Source organism: Streptomyces sp. NPDC020747 (assembly GCF_044334695.1).
In the GTDB taxonomy this organism is placed as follows: Bacteria; Actinomycetota; Actinomycetes; order Streptomycetales; family Streptomycetaceae; genus Streptomyces.
Genome location: NZ_JBIRTJ010000004.1, coordinates 217,000 through 229,036 on the forward strand (window position 1 = coordinate 217,000; position 12,037 = coordinate 229,036).

Here is a 12,037-nt window from a genome sequence, read left to right on the forward strand (position 1 = left end):
CGGGCCGTGGCCCACCATGGACCCAGCTCACTTCCCACCGGAGAGTCCGATGATCACCAGCTGGCAGCGGTACGCCAAGGACCACCCCCGCGTCGTCGACGTGCTGGTGATCGTGCAGCTGTTCGCCGCCGTCGCCCTGGGAAGCGCGTTCACCACGGCCGGGAACTCCCGGACGAACGGATCGCTCGGTCTCGGCGTACTGCTGGGCGGCATCGCCTGCGTCACCCTGCTGTGGCACCGGAGCCACCCCCGTACCGTCGTCGTGGTGACCGCGATCTGCGGCAACACCGCCGGGGCGGCCGGCTACCTGCTCACCCCGCTGCTGCTGGCTCCGGTCATGGCCGCGCTGTACTGGCTGGCCGTCCAAACCGACCGCAGGACCGCACGCGTCCACTGCCTCGCGGTCACCGTCCTGCTGGTGACCACGGCGATGCTCTTCGACCCGTACGGCCATCCGCTGGCCCTCAAGACGATCGGACCCGCCACCTGGGTGGTGCTGCCGATCGCCTGGGGTACGGCCTCCCGGCTGCGGAGCGCCTATCTGGAGGCCGTACAGGCCCGCGCCGAGCACGCGGAGCGCACCCGTGAGGAGGAGGCGCGCCACCGGGTCGCCGAGGAGCGCATGCGCATCGCCCGGGAACTGCACGACGTGGTCGCCCACCACATGGCGCTGGCCAACGCCCTGGCCGGCACCGCCGCACACCTCGCGGCCAGCCGCCCCGAGCAGACGGAGCGGATCCTCGCCGACCTGGTCGGCACCACCTCCACCGCGCTGCGCGAACTGAAGGCCACCGTCGGCCTGTTGCGCCGGCCCGACGACTCCGAGGCGCCGCTGGAACCCGCTCCCGGACTCGGGCGGCTGACCGAGCTGGCCACCGCGTTCGCCTCCGCCGGGCTGACGGTCGACATCGTCACCGAGGGCGAACCGCGGCCGCTCTCACCGAGCGTGGACCTGACGGCGTTCCGAATCGTGCAGGAAGCGCTCACCAACGTCACCAAGCACGCGTCCGCGCGGACGGCGCGGGTGACACTGGCGTACACGCACGACCGGCTGACCGTCACGGTCACCGACGACGGATCGGGAGACACCCCCGTGGTGCCCTCCCCGAGCGGCGGCTTCGGTCTCATCGGCATGCGGGAACGCGCCCGGTCCGTCGGCGGCCTCGTCCGGACGGGACCCTGCCCCGAAGGTGGTTTCAGCGTCACCGGCGAACTGCCGATCGATCTCTGACGCCCGAACGACCGGCGGCGCACCGCCGGTCCGATCCCGAACCCGACTCCGACCTCGGTCCCGACCCCGGAAGCGAACCGAATCAGATGACCATCCGCGTCCTGCTCGCCGACGACCAAGCCCTGCTGAGAGCGACCTTCCGGATCCTGATCGACTCCTGCGACGACATGGAGGTGGTCGGCGAGGCGACGGACGGCGACGAGGCCGTCGGGCTCACCCACACCCTCCGCCCCGACGTCGTCCTCATGGACATCCGGATGCCCGGTTCCGACGGTCTGGGCGCCACCACCGCGATCTGCGCCGGCCCGGACCTCTCGGGCACGCGCGTCCTCATCCTCACCACCTTCGAGACCGACGAGTACGTAGCGCGGGCCCTGCGCGCCGGCGCGAGCGGGTTCCTCGGCAAGGACGTCACGGCCGATGTGCTCCTCGACGGCATCCGGACGGTCTCCGCCGGCGAGTCCCTGCTCTCCCCGCTCGCCACGCGCTCCCTCATCACCCGCTTCCTCGCCGCACCCGCGCCCGCCGACCGGCTGGCGACGCCCGAGCTCCTCGCCACCCTGACCTCCCGTGAACGGCAGGTGATGGGCCTGGCCGCCGAGGGCAGATCCAACGACGAGATCGCCGAGAGCCTCTTCGTCAGCCCCTTGACCGTACGCACGCACGTGCATCGCGCGATGACGAAGCTGGGCGCCCGCGACCGGGCCCAACTGGTCGTCATCGCCTACCAGTCCGGGCTCGTACAGGCCCCGCCGCCCGCGTCCTGAGCCGGCCCGTGGGACGTGCTCGTCCCACGGGCCGGGTGGGATCAGCTCCCCGCGGTGGAGGCGCGGCGGTTCGTCAGCCACCACGCCCCGGCACCCAGCACCAGCAGCGCGGCGACCCCTCCGCCGACGACGAGGCTCATGGGCGTTCCGTCGTCGTCCTTCTTCGTGTCGGCCGCTGCCGCCGTGGCACCGGGCTCGGAGGGCGTCGCGGTGACCGACGGGGTCGGGCTGGGCGTCGGGCTCGCGGTCGGGCTGGGAGCGATCGGCTTCGCGCCCGGTGCCGCCGCCTTCAACTCCAGGAGCGGGGCGGGCTGTTCGGGCTCCTCACCACCCTTGGGCAGCTCGATCCAGCGCGAGACCTTCCCGTCGCTGTAGGTGTCGATGGTCTTGAACGCCACTTCCCCGACGTCCGGGAGCTGGCGGATCTTCACCTTGTACTCGGCGTCGGCGCCGGTCCTGAGAGGGGTGCCGCCCACGACGTAACCGTCGTCGGTGGCCTTCAACTGCCAGCCCTTGGGGGCCTCGACGAGCGTGACGTCGGCCGGTGCGATCCCCTCGGGCAGCACGACGCGCACCTCGCGGAAGCCCGCGGTGGCGGACTCCGCCTCGCAGACGACGGTGAGGGTGACGTTCTCGGCGAGGGCCTGCGCCTTGTCGGCCTCGACCTCCGTGTGCGCCGAGGCGGGACCGGCCAGCGCGAGGACGGCCGTGAGCGCGGCGGCGCCGGTCAGTGCGACACGGCGCCCGTTGACGGACAGGGACATGGTGGAACTCCTTGCTGGTGGAACCGGGCGGGCCGAGGCCGGGCCCGGGTGAAGGGGACGACGGGGACGGGTGTCCGTCCCGGAGGTCCCCTGCGCACCAGCGCGTGCTCCAGGGTCTGGGTCCGTGCTCCTGCCGGGAGTTCGAAGGAGCAGGCGAGCGGTACGGGCGGCGGACGGTGGGCAGTGGCTACGGCCGTGCCCGGCAGGAACCGGGATATGACCGCCGCGGCGACGGCGCGCAGTGTACGGCCGGTGGCCAGGGCCGCCGTGACCGCCGCGTCGGCTCGGTGGAGCAGCCAGGCGACGACGAGGGCGGCGACGACGTGCGCGGTCGTCATGGCCGTCTCGGAGGCGTGCTGCCAGGGGTGTCCGCCGGGACCCGTCGTCATCGCGTCGTGCCCGGCGTGCGTCATGCGTCCCGTACCGGCGCGGTGGCCGCCGGCCGTCGTGAGCGCGAGATGCATCGCGGCCTGTGCCGCCAGGGTGCAGCCGCCGACCGCGAGCAGTCCGGGGCGGCGGCGGGCGAAGGGCCGTACGACGACGAACTGCGCGGCGGCGAAGGCGGTCACGAGCCGCCACGGCACCTGCCCGCCCTCGACCGCGTGATGGCCGACGGCGGCGAGCACACTGCCGACGAGGGCGAACGTCACGGCCCGGACCCGGGCGCCCGCGCGGCTCGGCCGGGACCCCTGGCCCCTGCCGTCGCGTTGCGTCACATGGTCACCTGACACGGTCGCCCATCATCCTCCGCCGCGTTCACCCTGTCGCATACGTCTACGTCAGAGGCGAGGAGGCCGTTCACCCGGGGTCGTACGAGGAGGGACGCGCCGGCCCCCGGGCGGGGCGGGAGCGGTTCAGTCCGCCGCGCCCAGGGACCAGCTCGGGACGCTGCCCGCGAGGCGGCACGTGAGGAAGTACAGCGGTATCGGCGGGGTGTAGGGCGAGCCTCCCGCGGGGCTGTGGATCAGCCGGGGCCGGTCGGCCCAGGGGCCGCGGCGGGCCCGTGTCCAGGACGGGTCGGCCAGGTGCGCGCCGACGGTGTACGTCGTGGAGGGCGGCCAGGTGACGCCGATGTGGGAGCCGGAGGGGACGATCCACCACCAGCGTTCCTCGTCCTCGAAGTCGTCGGCGAAGACACAGCCCACGCGGGGCAGGGAGTTCATGATGCGTTCGCCGTGCTCGCGGGACGTGGTCACGGCGTCGCAGCCCAGGCCGGCGCGCAGCTGGGCGGGGATGACCAGGCGGCCGGACTGCCCGGACGGGAAGGTCGTGGAGGGAAGCAGTCGCGAGCCGTACGTGCGCGGTCGCGGTTCAGGGGCGTGCTGCAGTTCCATGAGGCAGGTGTCCTTCGGCCGAGTGGGGGTTGGGCCGGGTGAGGTGCGTGGTGGGCGCGCGCCCGGTGGAGGCGGGTTCTCTTGACTGCGACGACGTCGGCTGCTGCGGCACCGACCGCAACGACACCGGCGGGGAGGACGCCGGCGGCGACGGCACCGGCTGGGACGGCAGGACGGCCCAGACGACGCGTCCGGAACCGTTCGCGCTGTCCCTGACGCCCCAGTCGCTGCTGACCATGCCGACGAGCAACAGTCCGCGGCCACCCTGGTCGTCGGGCCCGGCACTGCGCTGCGCGGGGCCCGTCAGACCGCGGTTCTGGTCCTCGACCTCGATGTGGAGCCGTCCGCCCGCGGTGCGCAGTCTGCAGACGATCCACTCGCTCGCCGTGTGCGTGAGCGCGTTGGTGACCAGCTCGGAGGTCACCAGGACGGCGTTGTCGCAGGTGTCGGGGCTCGTGCCCCACTCGCTCAGCAGTTCGCGCACGTTCCTGCGGGCCACCCCCACCGAGGCGGGTGTCGGGGAGAGTCCGAACACGCCCGCTCTGTGGGGGTGTTCATTCGCGGGCAGTCGGCCCAATGGCTTGGGGAGGGAGGGCGGAGCCATCGCCGTTCGCCTTTCGTCTGCCTTCGCACCGGAGGTCGGGCCAGTGCCTGTACCGCTTGATCCGGTTCAGCCGCGAGGCGCGTACAACCCGTTGCGCACGGTGACGAATCACGCCCCGTTCTCCCCCAACTGGGCCGCGTCGTCTCGCCGTTCACCGGACCGGGACGGTACGCCCCACTGTGACACCTGCCAACAACAGCCCGCAACCAACAAGTTGAAAATTGCAATTCGCCAGGTGCATGCTTCCCCTGTCGAACGGATGATCGTGACAGACTGCGACCTCGAACCCGCTGTGAGGGGGTAAGCCGTGACCGTGGAAACCGACTGGGGCGGCGCGCCCTCCGTCCTGCGCATGATCCTCGGCAGGCAGCTGGAGGAGCTGCGCAACCGCGCCGGACTGACATACGAACAGGCGGGCGGAGCGATCGGGGTGAGCCACTCCACGATCCGCCGGATGGAAGCCGCCAAGGTGGCCCGGCTCAGGCTTCCGGACGCCGAGAAACTGCTCCAGGTCTACGGCGTGACGGACCAGCAGGAGATCGACACCTTCCTGAAATCGGTCCGCGAGGCCAACAAGCGCGGCTGGTGGCACACCTACCGTGACGTGCTGCCGGACTGGTTCGCGGCCTATCTGAGCCTGGAGCAGGCGGCGCTCCAGATCCGCGCGTACGAGGCCCAGTTCGTGCACGGTCTGCTGCAGACCGAGGAGTACGCGCGCGCCCTGCTGGGCGCCGGGAATCCGCACGCCGCGACCGAGGCCACGGAGCGCAGGGTCGCGCTGCGGATGCGGCGCCAGGAGCTGCTGTCCCGGCCCTCGCCGCCGCGCGTGTGGATCGTGATGGACGAGACCGTGCTGCGCTGGCCGGTCGGCGGACCCGAGGTGATGCGCGCCCAGATCGACCATCTGATCGCGGTCAACTCGCTACCCCAAGTGACATTGCAGATCATGCCGTTCAAGAACGGCCCGCATCCGGCGATGCGGGCCGGTGCTTTCCATCTCTTCCGGTTCCGGGCACGCGAACTGCCGGACATCGTCTACCTCAACGGTTTGGTGGGCGCTGTCTATCTGGACAAGGACGACGACGTCGTGGTCTATCGCGAGGCCCTGGACCGGCTGGGCGCGCAGGCGACGCCCGCCAGAAAGACCGAGGCCCTCCTCGGTGCGATTCGCAAGGAGCTCTGACGTGCACCACCACATACGCAACGGACACATACGCAACGGCATGCCGTCCCGGGACCTCGGCACCCGCGGCTGGTTCAAGCCGTGGAGCGACGACGCGGGCGGCGCCTGCGTCGAGGCGAAGAAGCTCGGCGACGGCCGGGTCGCACTGCGCCAGTCGACCGATCCCGACGGCCCCGCGCTGGTCTTCACGCCGCGCGAGATGACGAGTTTCCTGGCGGGTGTGAAGGCGGGTGCCGCCGACTTCCTGCTCTGAGGCACCCCCTTGTTCCCGCGCACAGATGTTCCCGCGCACAGACTTCCCTGGTTTCCTGAACACCTCTGCTTTGATCAACACCCTTGATTTCCCTGAGCGTTGACTTCGAACCCGACGATTTGACAGGAGGGGCGGCTTTGCCCGAGAACGGATGGCCGGCCGACCGGATCGACACCGAGAACGCCCACTCGGCACGCATCTACGACTACATCCTCGGCGGTAAGGACTACTACCCGTCCGACAAGGAGGCGGGCGACGCCATGTCGCGGGAGTGGCCCGCCCTGCCGATCCACATGAAGGCCAACCGCGACTGGATGAACCGCGCGGTGGCCTGGCTGGCGAAGGAGGCGGGGATTCGCCAGTTCCTGGACATCGGCACCGGCATCCCCACCTCCCCGAACCTCCACGAGATCGCCCAGTCGGTGGCCCCCGAGTCACGGGTCGTCTACGTGGACAACGACCCGATCGTCCTCACCCTCTCCCAGGGGCTGCTGGCCAGCACGCCCGAGGGCAGGACGGCGTACATCGAGGCCGACTTCCAGCACCCGGAGGCCGTGCTCGACTCGCCCGAGTTCCGCGAGACGCTCGACCTGGGCAAGCCGGTCGCGCTGACCGTGATCGCGATCGTCCACTTCGTACTGGACGAGGACGACGCGGTCGGCATCGTGCGCCGCCTCCTGGAGCCCCTGCCCTCCGGCAGCTACCTCGCGATGTCCATCGGCACCGCCGAGTTCGCGCCCGAGGACGTGGGCCGGGTCGCCCGCGAGTACGCGGCCCGCAACATGCCCATGCGGCTGCGCACGATCGACGAGGCCGACCAGTTCTTCGAGGGCCTCGAACTCGTCGAACCCGGCATCGTCCAGGTGCACAAGTGGCACCCGGATGCCGCGAGCGGTGAGGGGATTCGGGACGAGGACATCGCGATGTACGGGGCGGTGGCCCGCAAGCCGTAGCGCTCCGCTGGTTGACCGTTCGATACCTGCGGGTCCGTTGGTGCTGGTCGCGCAGTTCCCCGCGCCCCTATCGGGGCGCGGGTGCAGGTCACTCGCCCGGTGCACCCAGCCGTTCGTTCGACGGGGGGATGACTCTCGCCGTCAGGTCCGGAGTGGGCATCTCTCTGTCGAACGGGTACATCGGGCGGTTGATGCGGTGGTGGCCCAGGCGGACGAGGTTCTGGTCCACTCCGCCCGGAGTCAGGGCCATCTTCCAGTCGGCGGCCATGGAGAAGAGTTCGGGTTCCAGGTAGCCGATCTTGACGAGGACGATGTCGGCCGTGCGGGGTGACAACTCCAGGTCGGTGAAGTCGTGTTCGTGGTGGTAGGGCTTGCGCAGCGCGGTGAGGATCACGTGCACGCCGCCGACCCGTAGCACCACCTCCGCCTGGGCGTGCGGGTCGCCGTGGCGGATCGCGTGGACCGTGCCGGTCAGGGTGAGCGGGCCGGCGTGGCGGTCGTCGACCTCAGCGCCCGCGGTGACGGTGACGGTCGCTCCGACGCCCGCCCGTACGGCCGTCTCCACGGCGGCCGGACCGGGGAGCGAGGCGTAGATGACCGTCGGCCCCGACGGGTCCTTGAACTCCGGCCGGGACAACACTCGTTCGAGCCCCCAGGTGACGTCGCCCGCGCCGCCCGCCGTCGGGTTGTCGCCGGTGTCGCTGATGAAATAGGGCCGGTTCGTGTTGGGGGCCGCCAGCGCCTCGTCCAGGCAGTCGTCCAGCGTGCCCGTGGGGGCGACGAAGGCGAAGTCGTGCCGTGCCTCCCAGAAGCCGCGTGCCAGGCGTTCCGCGCCCGCCGTGACCGCGTCCCGCGACGGGCCCGTGACGACGACCGCCGCCCGGTTGCGCGGCTCGTCCGCCCAGGCGTAGCCGACCCAGATCGCGGCGTCCGTGACGCCCTCCGTGGCCTCCACCTCGTCGACGGCCGCGTACACGCTCTTCGCGGGTTCGATGCGGGTCGAGGTCTGTTCGCCCGCCAGGAGCACGGGCACCGGGATCCAGGCCTTGACCGGGCGGGGCGCGCCGGCCGTGAGGAGGTCCACGAGGTTGCGGGCCGCCCGTTCCTTCGTGTCCATGGCGTCCTCGTGCGGGGCCATGCGGTAGCAGGTGATCAGGTCGCTCAGGTGGGCGAGTTCGCGCGAGACGTTGCCGTGCAGGTCCATGGAGGTGGACACGATGACGTCCGGGCCGACCGTCTCCCGGACACGGGCGAGCAGGGCCGCCTCGGCGTCGTCGACCCCTTCCACCGTCATCGCGCCGTGGATGTCGAACCAGAGCCCGTCGAGGTGCCCCAACTCCCCCAGCCTCGCGATCAGTTCGTCGGAGAGTTCGGCGTAAGCGGCCGCTGTCACCGTACCGCCGGGCAGCGCCTTGCCGACCAGGGCGCCGCGCCAGTCGGCGGCGGCCCTCAACGCCGTTCCGGGCGCGAGGAACTGATAGCGCGTCAGGACGTCCGTGCCGCGCTGCGGGTGGAAGGCGGGGGCCTCGGTCCGGGCCGGCGAGAACGTGGACGACTCGATGCCGAGCCCGGCGATCGCGATGACGGGACGGGTGACGGGGGTACGCGGTTGTGGCATGGCTCCTCGCACGGTGGTGGATGTCAGCTGGGCTCGCACAGTGGTGGGTTGAGCGCCTCGCGCGGTGGATGGGTGTCAGTGGTCAGTGATGGGTGGGGGCCACGGCGCCTGTGACGGCCTGGAGGGCGTTCGCCAGGGCCCGTTGGAGCGCGAACTGGCCCGCTCCGACGAGGCCCGCGTCCGCGCCGAGGCTGGTCCGCTCGATCACCAGGTGCTTGGTCACCAGCGGATGGCAGCCCTCGTACAGCTGGCTGCGGACGGCGGCGACGAACGGTTCGAGCGTCGAGAGGAGGCCGCCGAGGTACACGGCGTCGGGGTTGAAGAAGTTGACGTTCGCGGACAGGACCATGCCGAGATAGCGGCCGGCCTGGCGGACGGCGCGGGTGGCCTCCGGGTCGGCGTCGTGGGCGAGGCGTACGACGTCCTCGATGGATGTGACGTCCAGGCCTCGCTCGCGCAGGATCCGGACGAGCGCGGCGCCCGAGGCGACGGTCTCCAGGCAGCCGGTGTTGCCGCAGGAGCAGGGGATGTCGTGGCCCGCCTCGACCCGTACGTGGGTGATCTCGCCGGCGGCACCGGTCGCGCCGCGGTACAACTTCCCGTCGGCGATGACCCCCGCGCCGATCGCCGAGCCCATCTTCACCATGATCGACTGGCGGCGCTCGGCGGGCCGGACGCTGTGCTCGCCCACGGCCATGCAGTTGGCGTCGTTCTCGATGGCGGCCGGTACGCCGAACCGCTCCTCCAGCCAGTCCCGGACGGGGAAGCGGTTCCAGCCGGGCATGCGCGAGGGGAGGGTGACGACGCCCTCCACGACATCGACCGGGCCCGGGAGGCAGAGGCCGACGCCGCGCAGCAGTTCCCGGCCGCGTCGCCCGGCGAGGGTCTCCAGGGTCTCGGCGAGTGCGGGCAGCGCGGTCTCGGGTCCCTCGGCCGTCGCGAACGGCACAGTGGAGACCTCGGTGAACCCGCCGCCGGGCAGGACGACCCCGACCCGGGCGTGCCGTCCGCCGAGGTCGGCCGCGACGGCGAACCCGTCGCTCCCGCCGAGGCGCAGCACCTTGCGCGGGCGCCCGCCGGTCGAGGACCGCGTGCCCTGCTCGGCGACCAGCCCGTGCGCCAGAAGCTGGCCGACCGTGAGCGAGATCGTCGAGGGTGCGGCACCGAGCAGAGCGGCGAGTTCCGTGCGGGTCGACGCCTGCCCGGAGGCGAGGAGTTCGAGGACCCGCTCGGCCAGCGAGGAGACGCCCGTGACGCCCCTCCGGTGTCCCGCACTTTTTTCAGACATGGACGAAGTAACTCCCAGGGTTGGGGAAAGCCGGGGAAATCCGGAGGCCAGAGCGACGAGCGTATGCCTGTATGTCCCTCACGCGACTTTTTGCAGAACAGCAGTAACAGACTTTTTACAGCGGGCCGCCTGTTTCTTCGAACCTTCCGGTCGTTGACTGGCTCCGCCGAGCGCCGCCGTTCGTCTCCGGCCTCGCGTCCGGTCTCGCGCACCGAGCCCTTGTCCACCTGAGGAGAGCCATGTCCCCTGCTCGCACGACGCTCGTCGCCTGTGCCGTCGTCTCGGCGGGCACACTGCTGCTCGCGGGCTGTTCCGGGACGAACGACACGTCGTCCGCGTCCCCCGACTCCATCAACTACGCGCTGCCCGCGAACTTCACGCCGAACTGGATCCTGCCGATCGGTACGGCCGCGCACCTCAACACCAACAACAGGTCCATCGCCGACAGCATGTGGGAGCGGCTCGTCGCGTACGACGGCTCCACCGGGAAGATCGCCTGGAACAAGAAGGCGTCCATCGCCACCGCCGCCGACTTCGCGTCCGACGGCAAAAGCGTCAAGGTCACGCTGGGCGACCGCAGTTGGAGCGACGGCAAGCCGATCACCTCGCGGGACGTCGAGTTCTGGTTCAACCTCATCAAGGCGAACAAGGCGGAGTGGGCGGGCTACAACCCGGGCAAGGCGCCGGACAACTGGACCTCGTTCAAGACCGTGGACGACCGTCACTTCACGATCACCTTCGACAAGGCCTACAACTCCCAGTGGATGCTGGCCAACGAGTTCAGCGAGATCACCCCGCTGCCGCAGCACGTGTGGGACAAGACCGACGCCTCCGCGCAGGTGTCCGACGCCGACCGGACCGCCGCCGGCGCGAAGAAAGTCTGGACGTATCTGAACTCGGCCGCGAAGAACATCTCCCGCTACGACAAGGACGCGCTGTGGAAGACCCTCAGCGGCCCTTACGCGGTCAAGTCGTTCTCCACGTCCGGCAAGGTCGTGCTCGCCGCCAACAAGAAGTACGACGGCGGTGAGAAGGCGAACATCGCGACGGTGAACCTGCTCCCCTTCACGACGGCGGACGCCGAGAAGAACGCGCTGCGCTCCGGCAGTGTCGACTACGGCTACATCGAGGCGACGGACCTCGACCAGAAGGACCGGTTCACGGCGCAGGGATACACGGTCAAGCCGTGGTCGGGCTGGGCGATCACCTACATGCCGTACAACTTCAACAACCCCGCCATGGGAGCGGTGTTCAAGCAGCTGTACGCGCGCCAGGCGGTCCAGCGGTCGATCGACCAGACGAGCCTGGCGAAGGTCATCTTCAACGGAACGGCCGTGCCCGGCTACGGCCCGGTCCCGCAGGCGCAGGCGTCCGACTTCGTCTCGCAGGTGCAGAAGGACAACCCGTACCCGTTCTCGACGTCGGCGGCCAAGTCCCTGCTGACCGGCCATGGTTGGGAGGAGAAGGGCGGGGTCATGGTCTGTACGGACCCGGGGACCGGGGGCGCGCAGTGCGGTGAAGGCGTCGCCGAGGGAACGAAGTTCGAGATGCAGGTGCTGTCGCAGTCCGGCTCGGCCGTGACCGACAACATGATGAGCTCGGTCCAGTCCTCGCTGGAGAAGACCGGCATCAAGTTCTCCATCAAGACCGCGCCCGTCAACTCGGTGCTCTCGCAGACCCCGCAGTGCACCTCGGGCCGGCCGATCTGCAAGTGGCAGCTGTCGTTCTTCGGCACCGCGGGCAGCTGGTACTTCAACGCCTTCCCGACCGGCGACTCGCTGTTCCAGACCAAGGGCGGCTCGAACTTCGGCAACTACTCGAACCCCGACGTCGACAAGCTGATCACCGCGTCCACGACGTCGAGTTCGTCGCAGGCGGTCCAGGACTACAGCGCGGCCCTCGCGAAGGATCTGCCGGTCATCTGGCTCCCGGCGCCGGACTACCAGATCTCCGTCGTCAAGAACGGCCTCGGCGGCTTCTCGCAGGACTCGCTCGCCAACTTCCACCCGGCGCAGTGGAAGTGGACCAGGTGAGGACCGGCT

The 12,037-nt window shown here is 70.5% G+C and carries 12 protein-coding genes; 6 read left to right on the forward strand and 6 right to left on the reverse strand.

What is annotated here, in order from left to right; genetic code table 11:
• Window positions 1-49 precede the first annotated feature (49 nt).
• A complete protein-coding gene (locus ACH4YP_RS13735) occupies window positions 50-1,231 on the forward strand; it encodes a sensor histidine kinase (protein WP_398490672.1) in 1,182 nt (393 codons plus the stop codon).
• Between the two features lie 86 nt (window positions 1,232-1,317).
• Window positions 1,318-1,998 (forward strand): response regulator, encoded by a 681-nt coding sequence (locus ACH4YP_RS13740; RefSeq protein ID WP_398490673.1) that lies wholly within the window; start codon window positions 1,318-1,320, stop codon window positions 1,996-1,998.
• A gap of 41 nt (window positions 1,999-2,039) precedes the next feature.
• On the opposite strand, the gene ACH4YP_RS13745 is transcribed toward ACH4YP_RS13740, so the two are convergent.
• From ACH4YP_RS13745 to ACH4YP_RS13760, 4 genes are all read right to left on the reverse strand, one after another.
• Window positions 2,040-2,762 carry a DUF1775 domain-containing protein gene (locus tag ACH4YP_RS13745; protein WP_398490674.1) on the reverse strand — a complete coding sequence of 241 codons (723 nt, stop codon included), beginning with the start codon at window positions 2,760-2,762 and terminating at the stop codon, window positions 2,040-2,042.
• Window positions 2,726-3,478 (reverse strand): hypothetical protein, encoded by a 753-nt coding sequence (locus tag ACH4YP_RS13750; RefSeq protein WP_398490675.1) that lies wholly within the window; start codon window positions 3,476-3,478, stop codon window positions 2,726-2,728. The genes ACH4YP_RS13745 and ACH4YP_RS13750 overlap by 37 nt, the downstream gene beginning before the upstream one ends.
• Window positions 3,479-3,616: 138 nt before the next feature.
• A complete protein-coding gene (locus tag ACH4YP_RS13755; RefSeq protein ID WP_361058900.1) occupies window positions 3,617-4,096 on the reverse strand; it encodes a hypothetical protein in 480 nt (159 codons plus the stop codon).
• Complete coding sequence (locus tag ACH4YP_RS13760; protein WP_361058898.1) at window positions 4,074-4,631, reverse strand: ATP-binding protein; 558 nt, start codon at window positions 4,629-4,631, stop codon at window positions 4,074-4,076. Before ACH4YP_RS13760 ends, ACH4YP_RS13755 begins: the two co-directional genes overlap by 23 nt.
• Window positions 4,632-5,007: 376 nt before the next feature.
• Between ACH4YP_RS13760 and ACH4YP_RS13765 the strand changes: the two genes are divergently transcribed.
• The 3 genes from ACH4YP_RS13765 (at window position 5,008) to ACH4YP_RS13775 (ending at window position 7,089) form a co-directional block, all read left to right on the forward strand.
• Window positions 5,008-5,883: a helix-turn-helix transcriptional regulator gene (locus tag ACH4YP_RS13765; RefSeq protein WP_361058896.1), complete on the forward strand. Its 876-nt coding sequence runs from the start codon at window positions 5,008-5,010 to the stop codon at window positions 5,881-5,883.
• A gap of 40 nt (window positions 5,884-5,923) precedes the next feature.
• Window positions 5,924-6,136, forward strand: coding sequence for a DUF397 domain-containing protein (locus ACH4YP_RS13770; protein ID WP_361058947.1), 213 nt, complete (start codon window positions 5,924-5,926; stop codon window positions 6,134-6,136).
• A gap of 137 nt (window positions 6,137-6,273) precedes the next feature.
• Window positions 6,274-7,089 (forward strand): SAM-dependent methyltransferase, encoded by an 816-nt coding sequence (locus ACH4YP_RS13775; RefSeq protein WP_361058894.1) that lies wholly within the window; start codon window positions 6,274-6,276, stop codon window positions 7,087-7,089.
• 88 nt (window positions 7,090-7,177) lie between these two features.
• On the opposite strand, the gene ACH4YP_RS13780 is transcribed toward ACH4YP_RS13775, so the two are convergent.
• Both ACH4YP_RS13780 and ACH4YP_RS13785 read right to left on the reverse strand, forming a co-directional pair.
• A complete protein-coding gene (locus tag ACH4YP_RS13780) occupies window positions 7,178-8,707 on the reverse strand; it encodes a M81 family metallopeptidase (RefSeq protein ID WP_398490676.1) in 1,530 nt (509 codons plus the stop codon).
• An 82-nt stretch (window positions 8,708-8,789) separates the two neighbouring features.
• Window positions 8,790-9,995 (reverse strand): ROK family protein, encoded by a 1,206-nt coding sequence (locus ACH4YP_RS13785; protein ID WP_398490677.1) that lies wholly within the window; start codon window positions 9,993-9,995, stop codon window positions 8,790-8,792.
• A 239-nt stretch (window positions 9,996-10,234) separates the two neighbouring features.
• Between ACH4YP_RS13785 and ACH4YP_RS13790 the strand changes: the two genes are divergently transcribed.
• Window positions 10,235-12,028, forward strand: a complete 1,794-nt coding sequence (locus ACH4YP_RS13790; protein WP_361058888.1) for a peptide ABC transporter substrate-binding protein — start codon at window positions 10,235-10,237, stop codon at window positions 12,026-12,028.
• The last annotated feature ends 9 nt before the right edge of the window (window positions 12,029-12,037 follow it).